This window comes from Pradoshia sp. Z5_111, assembly GCF_058267535.1.
On the sequence record NZ_JBZCPQ010000005.1, the window covers coordinates 326,007 to 340,730 of the forward strand.

13 protein-coding genes are annotated in these 14,724 nt (G+C 38.3%); 6 read left to right on the forward strand and 7 right to left on the reverse strand.

All coding sequences use genetic code 11. From position 1 onward, the window contains the following. The first annotated feature begins 213 nt into the window (after window positions 1–213). Window positions 214–1,854, forward strand: coding sequence for a hypothetical protein (locus AC4D4A_RS12955; RefSeq protein ID WP_490996288.1), 1,641 nt, complete (start codon window positions 214–216; stop codon window positions 1,852–1,854). A 506-nt stretch (window positions 1,855–2,360) separates the two neighbouring features. On the opposite strand, the gene rarD is transcribed toward AC4D4A_RS12955, so the two are convergent. From rarD to AC4D4A_RS12970, 3 genes are all read right to left on the reverse strand, one after another. After that, the gene (rarD, locus tag AC4D4A_RS12960; RefSeq protein ID WP_490996332.1) at window positions 2,361–3,272 is read right to left on the reverse strand and encodes an EamA family transporter RarD; all 912 of its coding nucleotides are present in this window, start codon (window positions 3,270–3,272) and stop codon (window positions 2,361–2,363) included. 158 nt (window positions 3,273–3,430) lie between these two features. After that, the gene (locus AC4D4A_RS12965; protein WP_490996289.1) at window positions 3,431–6,022 is read right to left on the reverse strand and encodes a polynucleotide kinase-phosphatase; all 2,592 of its coding nucleotides are present in this window, start codon (window positions 6,020–6,022) and stop codon (window positions 3,431–3,433) included. Then, window positions 6,012–7,364: a 3' terminal RNA ribose 2'-O-methyltransferase Hen1 gene (locus AC4D4A_RS12970; protein WP_490996290.1), complete on the reverse strand. Its 1,353-nt coding sequence runs from the start codon at window positions 7,362–7,364 to the stop codon at window positions 6,012–6,014. Before AC4D4A_RS12970 ends, AC4D4A_RS12965 begins: the two co-directional genes overlap by 11 nt. A 213-nt stretch (window positions 7,365–7,577) precedes the next feature. On the opposite strand from AC4D4A_RS12970, the gene AC4D4A_RS12975 reads away from it, so the two are divergent. Further along, window positions 7,578–8,195 carry a histidine phosphatase family protein gene (locus AC4D4A_RS12975; RefSeq protein WP_490996291.1) on the forward strand — a complete coding sequence of 206 codons (618 nt, stop codon included), beginning with the start codon at window positions 7,578–7,580 and terminating at the stop codon, window positions 8,193–8,195. Between the two features lie 53 nt (window positions 8,196–8,248). Continuing rightward, window positions 8,249–8,557: a putative quinol monooxygenase gene (locus AC4D4A_RS12980; protein WP_490996292.1), complete on the forward strand. Its 309-nt coding sequence runs from the start codon at window positions 8,249–8,251 to the stop codon at window positions 8,555–8,557. A 5-nt stretch (window positions 8,558–8,562) separates the two neighbouring features. On the opposite strand, the gene AC4D4A_RS12985 is transcribed toward AC4D4A_RS12980, so the two are convergent. Then, on the reverse strand, window positions 8,563–8,976 hold the full coding sequence (locus AC4D4A_RS12985; protein ID WP_490996293.1) for a ribosomal maturation YjgA family protein: 414 nt from the start codon (window positions 8,974–8,976) through the stop codon (window positions 8,563–8,565). A 148-nt stretch (window positions 8,977–9,124) separates the two neighbouring features. Here AC4D4A_RS12985 and AC4D4A_RS12990 point away from each other — a divergent pair, with 148 nt between their 5' ends. Beyond that, window positions 9,125–9,844 carry an SGNH/GDSL hydrolase family protein gene (locus AC4D4A_RS12990; protein WP_490996294.1) on the forward strand — a complete coding sequence of 240 codons (720 nt, stop codon included), beginning with the start codon at window positions 9,125–9,127 and terminating at the stop codon, window positions 9,842–9,844. Window positions 9,845–9,962: 118 nt separating this feature from the next. Here AC4D4A_RS12990 and trhO read toward each other — a convergent pair whose 3' ends face one another. Then, the gene (gene trhO, locus AC4D4A_RS12995) at window positions 9,963–10,928 is read right to left on the reverse strand and encodes an oxygen-dependent tRNA uridine(34) hydroxylase TrhO (protein ID WP_066107775.1); all 966 of its coding nucleotides are present in this window, start codon (window positions 10,926–10,928) and stop codon (window positions 9,963–9,965) included. 699 nt (window positions 10,929–11,627) lie between these two features. Between trhO and AC4D4A_RS13000 the strand changes: the two genes are divergently transcribed. Next, window positions 11,628–11,924: a tetratricopeptide repeat protein gene (locus AC4D4A_RS13000; protein ID WP_490996295.1), complete on the forward strand. Its 297-nt coding sequence runs from the start codon at window positions 11,628–11,630 to the stop codon at window positions 11,922–11,924. Window positions 11,925–12,295: 371 nt separating this feature from the next. Here AC4D4A_RS13000 and AC4D4A_RS13005 read toward each other — a convergent pair whose 3' ends face one another. Both AC4D4A_RS13005 and AC4D4A_RS13010 read right to left on the reverse strand, forming a co-directional pair. Further along, window positions 12,296–12,478 (reverse strand): hypothetical protein, encoded by a 183-nt coding sequence (locus AC4D4A_RS13005; protein ID WP_490996296.1) that lies wholly within the window; start codon window positions 12,476–12,478, stop codon window positions 12,296–12,298. A gap of 199 nt (window positions 12,479–12,677) precedes the next feature. After that, window positions 12,678–13,676 carry an acrylyl-CoA reductase family protein gene (locus AC4D4A_RS13010; protein WP_490996297.1) on the reverse strand — a complete coding sequence of 333 codons (999 nt, stop codon included), beginning with the start codon at window positions 13,674–13,676 and terminating at the stop codon, window positions 12,678–12,680. Between the two features lie 325 nt (window positions 13,677–14,001). Between AC4D4A_RS13010 and AC4D4A_RS13015 the strand changes: the two genes are divergently transcribed. Beyond that, window positions 14,002–14,202, forward strand: a complete 201-nt coding sequence (locus AC4D4A_RS13015; protein WP_066107773.1) for a cold-shock protein — start codon at window positions 14,002–14,004, stop codon at window positions 14,200–14,202. The last annotated feature ends 522 nt before the right edge of the window (window positions 14,203–14,724 follow it).

Here is a 14,724-nt window from a genome sequence, read left to right on the forward strand (position 1 = left end):
AAATGTAACGAAATAGATGATTAAAAAATGTGTATAGGCTTTTAATAAAGACTGGTGTAGGTCATCTGATCATTGCTAAGCCAAACAATTTCTTCAGGAACCTCTGCTTTCTAACCAGAATGTAATATTATAATTATTTATAATATTAAAATAATAATTATTATTATGATATAATTTTTTTATCTATTAATATATTTGGAAGAGGGGAGTTCTTTGGCTATTAAGATACCATCGATGTTGTTTTCTCTATGCTTATTGATTGTTCTTACAGGTTGTTCGGACAAGAATGGTACTTCCACTTATCGGGAGCATGAAGTGAATGATGATGCGTATATTATGTTAAAAGGTACGGACCTGTATATGAAAGAACATGAGTCTGATATCGAAAAGGTTGATTCAAATGTTAGGGAGGATACAATCCATTATCGGGATGAGCATCGTGGGCTCATGTATATAAATGGTGACGATGATTTGTACAGCTATAAAGATGGGCAGAAAAAAAGAATAGCTAAACAGGTTTCTGCCAGCAGAATACCGTATCTGCTTTCCTTTGATGAGAGCACTCTTGCCTATTTGACTGATGAAAATAGTCAGTTATACGTGATCTTTGATGAGAGTAAACCTCGGAAAGTCCGTTCAGATATTGTCCAATACAGATTATCTATAGACGGTAAACGATTATTCTATATCAATGAAAATATGGACTTATATGTTTTTACAAAAGATAGCGGTGAAGAAAAAATCGCTTCAAGAGTGGTTAATTTCCAGGAATCAGAGGGGGGTACCAGGTTACTCATCAGTACGGATGATGGTGAATTATACATCAGGGATTTAGAAAAGACTGAGAATGTCCATCTTCATGCAGATAGCCATGATTACGGGGGATTTCAGGTTGATGATTCTGGGCATTATTCCTATTTAGCAGATTATCAGGGTGATATAGGGGAGCTTTACAGCCTATCTGCTGAAAATGAAGCAGTTCGAGTCGCTTCTGATGTTCTCGATTATAAAATGAAGGATGATTCCTATATTTATTTAAATGGTAATCAGCAATTGCTCATAAAGGAGATGGAAGATCAGAAATCTGATTTACTTGCAGAGGGAGTTGTAGACTTCTTTATACTCAATGACGATATCTATTATTTAGATGAGACACAGGCGATGTATAAAGTGAAACATTCAGGTGTTCCTGAGGAAATTGCCCCTAATGTGATGATGGATTCCAGCAGCCGGCTTTGCTGGTCCATTGTAGATGATAAAATTATTTATTTATCTGCTACTCATTCTTTAATTCTGGATGGAAAGAAAATAGCGGATGATGTCACCGGTTTCGTGTCCTATGTGGACCATGTCGTTTACAATACAGAGGATGGCCAAATAAAATCCGTAAGTGTTAATGACACCGATGAACTGCAGACATTTGACCATGCGGAATCCTATACGAGGATTTATTACGGTAATCAGCTGGTCTACAGCAAGACATTATCCCTCGCAGATATAGATGGAGTTTGGGGAGTAGAGGGTACGGAAGAGGAGAAGCTGGATGGGTATGGAGAGGAATATGGTCCATACTTTTTCGAAATCATAACGGGTGCCGATCGTAATATGGGGTATCTTGTTATGTATGATGAAGAGGAAGAGCTTGTATTGGAACTGAACATAGAAGACTCCGACTCGGAATATATTAAAGTGGTTACAGATGTGGAGGATACGTCCTTCATGTTCAAAAAAGTAAGCGACCAGGATTTAGACTTTATTTTTGATGGAGATGAAACCGATCCGCTGCCTCTTTATAAAACTACTGTAGATGAACTTGAGCTGTATTATGAACAATATCAGCTGGCTTATTTTTAAGCGGGATACTAAAAAGAGATGTTCGATTAGTCTTTCGGGGGCTGATCGACATCTCTTTTTTTGTCGTCTAAAGAGGGGGGAATCAGAGTATAGTTTGATAGATTCGCTCAATCACTGTTATGTGCGCTCAATCGGTAAAATTTTCGCTCGAATGCTTATAATTTCGCTCATAAAAATGAGATTCGCTCAATTCCAAGCCGTTTCCGCTCAATTATGGTTATAATCGATCAATTATAAGAAGTTTCGCTCAATTATGCTCATAATCCGCGCAATTATAATAGAAATCGGCTTGATTATTTGAATTCTATGCCTTATATCGGCCTAATAGAGGGAATTATCTCTTGAAAACTGGCAAACTAGTTAGAATTCAATAGAAAAATAGCATCCGGAACATTATTTAGCCAGCAACGGGGGCATCGCACGTTAAGCCACTCTTACGCAGCAAACGAAAAACCGGTGAAGGTAACATCTCAGTTTCCTCCACCGGTCCATTCATACGAAATACATTAATTCGCTGCTGCTTTTCTGCTCTTTGCGGATCTGAACAGATTGGATGCTGTATAGATGATTAAGGCAATCCAGATAAACAGGAAGGATATGCCTTGAATAAGGGTGAATGTTTCATCGTAGATCACGACAGCCATCACTAGCATGAGGGTTGGAGCTAAATATTGTAAAAATCCAATCATTGTATAGCTGATTCGTTTCGTTCCTTCTGCAAACAGCAATAACGGAATTGCGGTTACAATACCGGCTCCCACAAGGACTAAATCAACTTGGGTACTGTACGATAAAAAGGAATGCTCGGCAAAGAATAACAGATAAATGAGTGCGAACGGTGCGATGATCATCGTTTCCAGTGTTAAGCCTGTCCATGGATTGATTTGAACCATTTTCTTAATGAGCCCGTATAATCCAAAGGTCATTGCCATGCATATAGCAGGCCATGGGATAGAGCCCTGGTTCCATGTTAGAATAATCACACCAATTGCCGCAGATAAAACAGCTATTTTTTCGCCATTGCTTAGTCTTTCCTTTAAGAAGATGGTTGCCAGTATTACATTGACAATTGGGTTAATATAATAACCCATGCTGGCGGATAAGATATTATTGCTATTGACTGAAAAAATAAAGATAAACCAGTTGGCTGAGATTAATAGGGTTGCCAGCGTGATTGCCAACGTCAATTTAGGCTGTTTAAGGATGGTGGTGATTTCCCCAGAAACATCCTTTGTCTTTCCGAAACAAAAGACGAGCAGCACCATGAACACAAAGGACCATAAAATCCGGTGTGCCAGGATTTCCAAATCAGATACATCACCGGCTAATTTCCAATAAATCGGGAGGCATCCCCATAAAAAATAAGCTCCGCCGCCAGCTAAAATGCCGAGCTTTTTCTCTTTTGCTTGATTCTCCATACTTACACTTCTTTCTACTATAACTTTCATTTGTATCCCTCATTATACTCCTGAATGGTAGAATCGGAAATACAAATTGTAATAGGTAATATCATTGGCTAATTAAATAAAGATGAACCTGTCACTCACAACAGGTTCATCTTCCTTCGTTATGACTCTTACAGTCTTGGATCGACCGGGTCTGATTCGAGAGAGAGCGTACCAAGGACACATTCATGTACGCGCTGCAGGGAATCTCCGTTAACAAAGCGGCGAATGCCTTCTACTCCGAGAGTAAATTCACGTAACGCCAATTTTTGTTTTTTGGAGGTGTTTCTATTTTTCAAGCGTGCTAGATTAGCGGGGGATAAATAATCCATCCCATAAATAATTGATAAATATTTTCTGCCTCTTACTTTAATAGCGGGCTGCAACAGCTTGCCTCGTTCCTTTGCAATATAAGTTTCAGGCTTGATGACAATGCCTTCTTGTCCTTCCTCAGTCATTTCCCTCCACCATTCTATGACTTCTTGCTCGCTCACCTCGCTATCAATTACTTTAAATTCGGTTTCTATAAAGAATTTGGATAGAGCGGCGAATTCACGATTCATGTGCATATGCCATAGATGCGGTTGGTCAAAGAAAGTATCCTTACTGTGAGCCAGGACATGAAAGGGGGCAATCTGAATCTGGTGTATATCCTCGACTTCCCAGCAATAGGTTTCATATACTTCCTTGAAATTCTGCGCATTTGCCAATTTTTCAGTATATTCGTTTAGCCATCCGTGCAGCTCGGAATTGGTTGATACTGCCTGTTCTAGCTTGTTTTTGAGAGAATCGCGATCCATGATGGCATTTTCAGCAACATGCGCATATTGGTTTTGGATAAGCTCCTTCGCTTTCAGGTTCCACGGCATAATTTCCGCATCCAGCAAAACAAAATCTGTATCATATTTCTCGAAATAGCCATGATTGATCAAATCAGAATGTAATTCATGAACCACTTTCTCCTCAGTGATTGAATCAAAAAAACGTCGGCCTCTTCGTGTATAAATAACGCCAAGCGTTTCATATCCAACATAATGAAGAGCGGAGGGCTGATCCTTAAATAGTAATAAAACAGCACGGCTGCCCATATGCTTCTTCTCTGCAATCATTCTTTGAACACCATGACTGCGATAATAATCAATCGCTTCCCTCGGATGCTCTAAATAATCCGGCAGCTGAGAGGGCTTTGGAGTAGGACTCATGGTTGGCGGAATATAGAGTAATTTCTCTAGAGGGATGGTGAAATGGGAAACTGTATCAATCGCAGCCTTCACATGCTCCTTATACAATTTTACTTCACCGAACTCTTCTGTCAGTACAGAATACCCGTTTATAAAGCTGCCGATATTAGGCGGATTTAATCGATTTCTTTCCCATTCCATTAAAGGGCTGTCGTCGCTGTTTGAATAATCCTGCCCGGCTTTTACGCTGACGAATTTTTCCTCCGGGTAACGGAAGGCAGTGAGCTGGCCGCCAAAAACAACACCCTGATCGATATTTATCGTGTTATTGATGCGCAGGGGCTGAGGTTTCGGATCATGACCCCATATAATGAGGGGACTGCTGTTATGATTAACAAACCAATCCTTCCGGCGCGGTTTTCCAGCTTCATCAAAGCCGTCCGTATCTCCATAACGGCAAAAATCACTGATTTCCTGAGATTGTCTGCCGATATAGTCATCCTTTATCCCTGCATGAGTACAAACCAGTACAGGTACATCATTTTGAAGAAACACATAATGGGAAGGGGCCTCTATCAGCATCTTCTTCATCTTATTTTTAAGTAGATTTGCTTCTTCAGAGCCGTACTTGTCTTCAAATTGTTTAAACTCGTCTGCCGTCTGCTCATCTCCATGCTTTAGGGTAACGTTTCGCCCATCCAGCCAGCGGGCGATTTTCCAGCCGTGATTGCTATCAATCATGTATGCCAATCCATGTTCAATATGACACTCGAAAAATCGCATCGTCTTTAACGAGTAGGGGCCACGGCTCATAATATCTCCAACAGACACAAATCTTCTGCCATTTGGATGAATGTATAAGCCACTATCCTGAGCTTGATAACCCATCTTTTCAAGTAATTCAATCATTTCCTCATAGCAGCCATGTATATCACCAATTAGATCAAGGCCGCTGCCGACCTCCATATATAGCGGATTTTCCAGCCTGTGAAGAGAGACTTCATTTATATCCTTAATTGCATAGATTGCTCGAAAGCCTTCCTTTTTGATAAAACGTTTTTCGCTTTTGAAGGTCTGGTATTGCTGTTTAATTCGTCGTTTTCCTCTTGGCTGCTCGCGCTTTTCATCCCGTTCAAGAAGTGTTTGTTGATCCGTATCCAGTATGAGGGCAATGATGGGCAAGTGGTGCTTCCTGGCAATATCAATATATTTCTTTCGGTCATCGGCCTTAAGATGAGTGGCATCAATGAAAGTTAGCTTATTTAACTGACATCTAGCCTCTATGACAGAGTACATGACCTCAAATGCTTTTTTTGAGATGGAATGATAGTGTTCCACTAGATAATCTGCTTCTGTTTTGGAGCGGTTCTTCCAATCTATAAAATCGGTATCCCCAACGATTTGCCGGAAAGTATCTGAACTGACAACCTCGGAAGTGAGGAGTGTTTGATCATTGATTAATTTGGATAACAGAGTTGTTTTACCGGAATTGGACGGACCGACTAAAAGGATAATCCCGGCACTTGGTATGTTAATGTTCATCTGATTGGCCTTCCTTTCGTTTGAAAATGCACATTTGAGTAGGTGAGCCATACTGTTCATGAATATCGCCAATCTTTTGAAACTGAAGATTGTATGGCTGATTGGCAACGTTCATCCTGCACCAGTCCTCAAATTGCTGCCTCGACCATTCGAAGCGATGGTCGGAATGGCGGAAGTGTTCATGTAAGTCATATACAGCGTTGTACTCTTTATTTGGTGTTGTGATCATAAGGGTTTTTGGCCGATAATCCTCCAGGATCATTCTCATGATTTTGGGTAAACGTGCCTCATCAATATGCTCAATGACCTCGCATAAAATCATGCAATCCTTATTCTTTAGACGCTCATCATAATAAAAAAGCGAACCCCAAATCAGTGTGGGAGAAAGGAATCCTGCCTTACCTTCCACTTTTTCGAACCTTTTGATTGCTTGTAATGTCATATGTTCAGATGGCTCGACTGCCAGGATTTCTTTAACTCCATCCAAAAATCCTAGTTTTAGAGAAAGCTTTCCTTCACCTGAACCCATATCTACAATCGTACCTTTATCATCAAGTTCACTGACTGTTTTCAGTATTTTTTCATAGCGAAGGGCAGCCAGAGATGGTTTGGATGGAGTTTTTTGCTCCTTATCCAGCTTTTTAGATGCCTCTGTTGGTTCATATAATTCTTTGAATCGTAAGGCCCTTTGTAAAATGAATGACCTCATGGGATGATCCTCAAGCCATCCTTGTCCATAACGTTGAAGCTTTTCAACTTCCTTCTCGTCTATATAATAGTGCTTATAGTTATCAAGCACAGGGATGAGGACAAATAGCTGTCTTAAAGCATTTTGCAGGGTTGTTAATCCATCCAGGGTGATCATTCTTGCCGATTTAGTTGGAGAGGACGTATTTTTACCATGTGTAATGGCGATTTCAAACCCGAGCGGACTAAATAAACGTTCTATTTCTTGATCCGTTAGTTCTGATGAAACAGGTCCAAGGGTAAATTGGAAAGGAAAAGCATGGCTGACCCATTGTCTATATTCCTCTTTCGGTTGTCCATTCAGGGCAGTTCCGAGAGCATTACGTATAAACGAGCAGAAGATACTGCTTACGGAAAATTCACGATCATTTATATAATGTGTGATTTCATATTGATTGGAATGGTGATCCAACAGCTCAATTGGATCGGGTGTAACAAATATAGTGACCTCGACTTCTTTTTCTTCAAATCTACTATAAAAAAGACGAACTAAATGTCCTTTACTGGACCGTTCATACTGGGAGGCTGGATTTTTAGCAAGCAGGTAGGATAAGACTTGTACATGATCACTGGTTGCTTTCATAGTTAACTGCATCGTATCACTCCGATATGGAAAATATTAAAATAATAAACTAATAATACCATTTTAAGCTATGGAGGGTTACATATTATTTCTGGTTCCAAGAGGGGTTTGGCAATGAAGGATAGAATAAATGAAGTAGATTTACTGCCAGGAAGGAATCTGCAAGAATAGCAATGAGAAACTATACAGAATGCAGAGTAGAGTTGATTTAGGGGGATGGGAAATTTGATTACACTTTATATAACAAGGCATGGAGAAACAGTTTGGAATACGGAGAAAAGAATGCAAGGAAGATTAGATTCACCCTTAACAGGAAAGGGTGTCCAAAATGCGGTATCACTTGGGAAAGGGTTGCAGGATATTGATTTAACAGCTATTTATTCAAGCCCGAGTGGCAGAGCAGCAGATACAGCAACATATATTAAGGGTGATCGGGACATTCCGCTAGTCTATGATGAAAATTTACAAGAGATTAGTATGGGAGAATGGGAGGGAGAAACACAAGGAGCCATCAGGGCTACCTATCCAATGGAGTTTGATGCTTTCTGGAACAATCCTCATTTATATAAGCCTCTAAATGGGGAAACGTTTGAGGAGGTTAAAGAACGAGCGATGAACGTATTGAATCGAATTCAGCATGAATATGAGTCAGGCAATATCCTGATTGTTACTCACTCCGTTGTCATAAAATGCTTCTATTCTATTTTCAAAAACGCCTCTATTGAAAGCCTATGGGATCCTCCTTTTATCCATGATACGAGTCTTACTGTTGTAAAGATAGAAGAAGATGGTTTTAACATCATCCTGGAAGGGGATTTATCACATAGACAGATTATTATATAGGATGTCTATAGCAGGTTAAGCAATAGAAGTGCTTATAAATGGGAGGTTGTGTTATGAGTAAATTTGGGTTATTTAACAGATTCGAGGTGGCAGAGGGAGAGAGGGACACGATGGTAGACATTTTGCTGGAAGCGGCAGAATCGATGAAGAACCTCGATGACTGTGAGGTTTATTTAGTTAATAGTTCGGAAGATAACCCAAACTCTGTATTTGTTTATGAGGTTTGGAGGGATGCAGAATCTCATCAAGCCTCGCTAGGTCTCGAAGCAACACGAACATTAATCGCACGTGCGAAACCCATTATGACTGGCATGGAAAGAATCAGTACTTTGCAAGTGGAAGGAGGAAAGGTAGCCGATTGAATTTATCATTCATTTGTTTTACTTGATTTAATTTTCAACCAATCTAGGATTACTGCTATCATAATGCCCAGTGTATACCGCAGTAAATCGATCCACAGAAATCCCTTACCGAGGATTAAAGCCCCAATGGTAGTATTTCGTATTTGGTTGATCCATGCTGGTTGATAGAGCTGACTGAATTCAATTCCGAAGCTGAACAGGGTACTGAACCAAAAAGCTGTGAATGGTTTCTTTTGAACGAAAAGGAATCGAAACCCAAAATAGACCATCATTGCCCATAAAGCATCTCCGGCATGCTGAGCTAAAAATGGATGCAGCATCGACCTGTATAGACGGGAAGCCAATCCGAGAATGATACATAGAATAATGGCTGCTAAATAAAAGAATCTACTTATATGGTTGGATTCATATTCATTCACTCATTTACTATTTGTTTATTGGCAAATTATCTAAAAGAATATAAACATTAATCAATTAATTTTTTAAATTTTCTTGATATAATTAAAGTAACAAAGAAACATCATGCTTTGCAACACAGAATATACTAAAAGATATGAGGGATGGCCTATGAAATTAATATGCTTTGGTGATAGTTTAACTAGGGGAGTATCCTATGTTAAGGGTCGTTTGAGAATTTTAAGAAATAATTATCCTGCTTATTTACAAAAGTTTATGTCGGAGGATAAGTTGAATTCAGAGATTAGCGAGGCAGAAGTGATCAATAAGGGAGTATTCAATGATAACTCTGATTTACTTTTAGCCAGACTTGAAAAGGATGTTATTCAAGAAGAACCTACCTATGTGATTATTGGGATTGGCGGGAATGATTGTGACTTTGTTTGGAAGGAAGTAGCGGCTAAACCGAACGACGAGCATCAGCCAAAAGTAACTCTATCAAGGTATGCTAATAATTTGAAAGAGCTTATTATCAAATTAAAATCAAACGGAATTACACCGGTTTTAACCACGTTGCCTCCATTGGATCCGGCTCGTTACTATCAGACGATATCCAAGCGTTTCGGTACAGAAGTCAGTCAATGGATCTGCAAGGTGGGGGGAATAGCCTACTGGCACAGTAAGTATAATCGAACCGTAAAAAATATAGCAGATGAAATGGATGTCTTCTTGATTGATGTGAGAAATGCGATTAAAAGCAGAGGTCCATTGAAGGATTTAATCAGTGATGATGGAATCCATCTGACCGAAAAAGGCTATAAGATTATGGCGGCTGAGATTTATGATAACTTAGGTAAGCTAGCCCCGCAAAAAGTACTGCAGGAACAATAATTTTCGCTATTATGATGAGATTGAGAGCGGAATAGGGTAATTACAATAGGGCGCTGATGAAAAGCATATAATCGTATAATTAAAAGGAGACCTCTCAATTGAAAGGTCTCCATCTTTATTATTCAGCTGATATTAATTCTAGTTTACGCAGTCTTTCTGCAACCTCTTCCTCAGTTAAGTTATGCTCTACAACATAACGATTGCGAGGATGTACACGACATTCATCTGTGCAGCTGCGCATATATTTATGCTCATTTTCTTCACTGCAAAGAATTTGATCGTTACATTCAGGGTTTGCGCAATTAACGTAGCGTTCACACGGTTCACCATCGAAGTGATCTCTCCCGACGATTACGTGCTCTACTTGGTTAATTGGAACAGCGATTCTTTCATCGAATACATACATTTGTCCATCCCATAATTGACCTTGTACTTCCGGATCTTTCCCATATGTGGCAATCCCGCCATGGAGCTGGCCGACATCTTTAAATCCTTCTCTTACTAGCCAACCGGAAAATTTCTCACAACGGATACCGCCTGTACAATAGGTTAGTACGCGTTTTCCTTCAAACATTTCTTTATTATCACGAACCCATTGAGGAAGCTCGCGAAACGTTTCAATGTCTGGCTTGATGGCGCCGCGGAAATGTCCAAGTTCATATTCATAGTCATTACGCGCATCTAAAACAATTGTGTTTTCATCCTGTAAGCCCTCGAAAAATTCTTTTGGGCTTAAGTATTGTCCAGTTAATTCGTTCGGATTAATATCATCTTCTAAAGATAAATGAACAAGCTCAGGACGTGGTCTCACATGCATTTTTTTAAACGCATGACCGTCCGCTTCATCTATTTTGAATACAATCCCCTCGAATTGAGGATCGTTCTTCATTTTGTCCATATAAGCATTTGTTTGTTCTACGGTACCGGAAACCGTACCATTAATTCCTTCTTTGGCCACAAGTATACGGCCTTTCAGTTCAATCCCCTTACAAAACGCAAGGTGTTCTGCCGCGAATGCAGCTGGATCTTCAATTGGAGTATAAAAATAATAAAGCAAAACTCTGTATGGTTTGTTTTCTGTCATGGTTCTTACCACCTATTTTTTAATATTTGCAAGATATGTATTCAAAAGGTGATTTTTAGATACTTTTCTTACACATCAAAACATTATAACAATTGTTAGCAAAATGTGCTAATTAAACAACTTATTTCCTCGGTTGGAAAATCGGATAATTTTTTTGCAATCATGATGTACGGTTTGAACAAGAAGGAAATTATTAATGAAAAATAGAATGTTAATTAAGGTGGGAGCTGACGCGACTTCTTTAGAACTGGAATGTTGGAACAAATTTGATGAGTCAATAAAAGGAGATATAGTCATGAAGTATATATGTATAGTGATTGATTATAGAATATTTAAGTACTGTTTTATTAAGTATAAATGATGTTCGTGGAAAAGATGCTCTTCTAAGTTATTAAAATCTACCCAGCGCATTGGTTCTTTTTCGACTGGTTCCGAAATTTTTTCTAATAGTTCACATGCATAAATGATGTTAATATTTGATGCCTTCCTAAAATGTTACTATAATAAGAACAAACATTCGTGTCGGAGGTTTCAAGTATGAGTAAGGCGTTTAGCAATTTTATACACTCATCAAATTTTGCAGTTTGATAAAGAAAAGTAAAAGAGATAAGGTGAATATATATCAAAACATATGACAGTTACGTTAGAAAAGCTAATTTTTATGAATTATTTGGGTTGAGAGGAAAAGCAATTAAAGTTATGGAAGAAGTTACAAATCAACCATTTTCAAATTTAGAAATAGGAAGTGGCTATATTTATATTGGATTAATGTATAAAGATTTGAAAGAGCCGAATCTTTCAAGCCAATATTTTGAATCTGCACTAAATCTATGTAAAAACGAACAGTATCCATTTAGTCCAAATTACAAGAAAATTATTGAATGCTTTATTGAAAATGGCGAGTCAGAAAAAGCATTAAAATGGTACAATCATTTAATTGAACGAGCACGTTATGATAAGAAATTCTTGAAGTTAAAGATAATTCATTTCAATTAAGAGTACATTTTAGGGGACCAAGACAAACGAAGGTTCTCCTAACTATTATATAAAAATAAACATTTAAATTTAACAAAGCCTAACTAAAAGAGGCTAGGACATAAGTATTTCAGATAAGGATAAACCCAAAAAAGTAGGTGATATTTTAATGGATATTCGCCTACTATTTTGGGTTTTTATTTGTTTTCAATTGATTGGTTCATTCTGCATACCATTATTCATATCTAGTGGAATGGAACGGACCTTTTCCTCCAACTTAACTCTTAAATAAGTAACAAAGTCTAGTAACATTAATTTAGATATTATTCGTCTTTCAGGATTGTTTATAAGTTCGTCCCAGTTAACACTATTAAGAAAGAGGTCAATCATCCTTATTTATGTTTTTTTTCAATTCGGTCACGACGTTGTTTATATTTGGCCATTTTATAATGTTTAATCATCTTAACGATATATACAATAGCAATTACACTCAATATCATCAAAAGGATAAATGGTAAACCATCTGTAAATATCACTACCAAATCCGATTCAACCTCAGGCTTATAAGTTTCCATTAGTGTCACTCCTTAAACGTAAATAAAAATAGTTCTACATGGATATTGGATTGACCTGTCAGGTTGTTGAAAAGCTTCTTTGTTTAATGGTACCACAAAATGGATATTTACCGTTTTAAAGTCAGGAGCAACAATGCGAAAACAGCCTTTAATTTAGAACTTGATAAATGTAGATAGAATTGGTGTTGAATAGAGTCCTTTAATCCGGGAACACAACGATTGTTCTGCCGCGTGCTTCACCTTTTAGAAGGACAGGAAATACATTTGGCAGTTCTTCGAGCGTCACTTCTTGCTGGATATGATTCTCATACTGATTGAGCTTTAAATCCGTAGCTAAACGTTCCCAAATTTGTTGGCGTGTATTCATCGGGCATTGTACAGAATCGATGCCTAATAAATTAATCCCTCTTAATATAAATGGGAATACGGAGGAGGGAATCTTCGTGCCAGCCGTCAGTCCGCTAGCCGCAACAGAACCACCATATTTAATTTGGCTTAATAGAGATGCTAAAGGTTCCCCGCCAACAGGGTCAACCCCAGCGGCCCAACGCTGTTTTCCTAAGGCGCGAACCTTACCGTTGTATACTTCATCCCTTGAAATCACATTCGCAGCACCGATTGATCTTAAGTACTCAGCTTCCTCTAATTTTCCTGTACTGGCTTCAACGGTAAATCCGAGTTTTGCTAAGAAGGAGACCGCGAAACTGCCTACACCGCCTGTAGCTCCAGTGACAATTACAGGACCTTGATCAGGAGTTACCTTATTTTCCTCCAGGCGCTGGACGGATAATGCAGCGGTAAATCCAGCTGTACCAATGATCATGGCTTCTTTGAGAGTGAGCCCTTGTGGCAGTGAGATAATCCAATCAGCAGGAATATAAGCATATTCCGCATATCCTCCATCACGGGATACACCGATTTCGTAGCTCGTAGCAATTACCTCATCACCTTCCTTAAAGCGAGTGTCAGTCGACGAAATAATCGTACCTGCTAGGTCGATGCCTGGTACCATCGGGTAGGAAGTCACAATATTTCCATTGGGAATTGTAGCTAGGCAATCCTTGTAATTTACACCTGAATATTTTACTTTTATGAGAACTTCGCCATCTTGTGGGGTATGTAACGGTTTTTGTATAAATTTGATTGCTGTTTGTTCATCCTGTTTATCTACGATTAACGCTTTATAGCTTTGATCCATTATTACCAGCTCCTTTTCTTCACTATATACCATTATATAATGAACGTTGAACCTTCTTTGTAAAAGTGATTTTTGATGATTTGTTTTATTTACCATCACTTTAATAGGTATAATTTCGCAAAAGAGTTTCAAAAAAATCATGATTTGAAGAAAAATTTAAAAATAATTGAGGTAATCGTTTGCACTTCCGTCCAGAACCTGTTATTATTAGGTAGAATTATTTTTGTTTGATGCGGTTGAAAGTTGAACAATTATTGTCGTCTTACGATCGAAAAGCAAGGATAGTAATACAATTGTGTGTTAGCACACTAGGAGGCAACAAAAAATGGAACATGGTAAAGTAAAATGGTTTAACGCAGAAAAAGGTTTCGGATTTATCGAGCGCGAAGGTGGAGACGATGTATTCGTACACTTCTCAGCTATCCAAGGTGAAGGTTTCAAAACACTTGACGAAGGTCAAGAAGTTACTTTTGAAGTAGAACAAGGTCAACGTGGACCACAAGCTACTAACGTTCAAAAAAACTAATCTGATCGACACATAAATAAAACAGATCCTGGTTACAGGATCTGTTTTTCTTTGTATGTAAGGCTATATTAAAGGTCAGCGTTATGCTATTGATTAAAATAGGGTATCTCTTATTTCAATATTATGGTAATTAGAAGAGGACTTGTGGTATCTAGATTGAATTAAGTTGTTAATAAAACGAGGTGCTTTAGTGGGAGTTTATGAACCATTGTATATTTTTTTCTTTTTAATTTTCCTGGCTTTAATTTATTTACCAGTGACGGCTATACGATCTACAAATTTAAATTTAACGTGATTGGCTTGCTGTTGTTAGTTTATCTTTTATTAGTTATTTGTTAATCGGTAAATATATGATTGATAGCGGTTATTATGCAGATGGGAATTCTGTGTTATTTGGGTATGGGTTCCTTGAATTGACACTTTTAGCTTATCCGTATATTTTTATTGAATTATCTGTATTATTAGGGAAAAAAGGTGAGCGTGTTAAAATCCTATAGGCATTAGCAGCCTTCCTTACAAACA

What these genes read in the sequence shown, in the direction of transcription:
- rarD (WP_490996332.1), bottom strand. Translation starts at nt 3,272, where the DNA reads ATGGAGAATCAAGCAAAAGAGAAAAAGCTCGGCATTTTAGCTGGCGGC.
- AC4D4A_RS12965 (WP_490996289.1), bottom strand. Translation starts at nt 6,022, where the DNA reads ATGAACATTAACATACCAAGTGCCGGGATTATCCTTTTAGTCGGTCCG.
- AC4D4A_RS12970 (WP_490996290.1), bottom strand. Translation starts at nt 7,364, where the DNA reads ATGCAGTTAACTATGAAAGCAACCAGTGATCATGTACAAGTCTTATCC.
- AC4D4A_RS12980 (WP_490996292.1), top strand. Translation starts at nt 8,249, where the DNA reads ATGAGTAAATTTGGGTTATTTAACAGATTCGAGGTGGCAGAGGGAGAG.
- AC4D4A_RS12990 (WP_490996294.1), top strand. Translation starts at nt 9,125, where the DNA reads ATGAAATTAATATGCTTTGGTGATAGTTTAACTAGGGGAGTATCCTAT.
- trhO (WP_066107775.1), bottom strand. Translation starts at nt 10,928, where the DNA reads ATGACAGAAAACAAACCATACAGAGTTTTGCTTTATTATTTTTATACT.
- AC4D4A_RS13000 (WP_490996295.1), top strand. Translation starts at nt 11,628, where the DNA reads ATGGAAGAAGTTACAAATCAACCATTTTCAAATTTAGAAATAGGAAGT.
- AC4D4A_RS13005 (WP_490996296.1), bottom strand. Translation starts at nt 12,478, where the DNA reads ATGGAAACTTATAAGCCTGAGGTTGAATCGGATTTGGTAGTGATATTT.
- AC4D4A_RS13010 (WP_490996297.1), bottom strand. Translation starts at nt 13,676, where the DNA reads ATGGATCAAAGCTATAAAGCGTTAATCGTAGATAAACAGGATGAACAA.
- AC4D4A_RS13015 (WP_066107773.1), top strand. Translation starts at nt 14,002, where the DNA reads ATGGAACATGGTAAAGTAAAATGGTTTAACGCAGAAAAAGGTTTCGGA.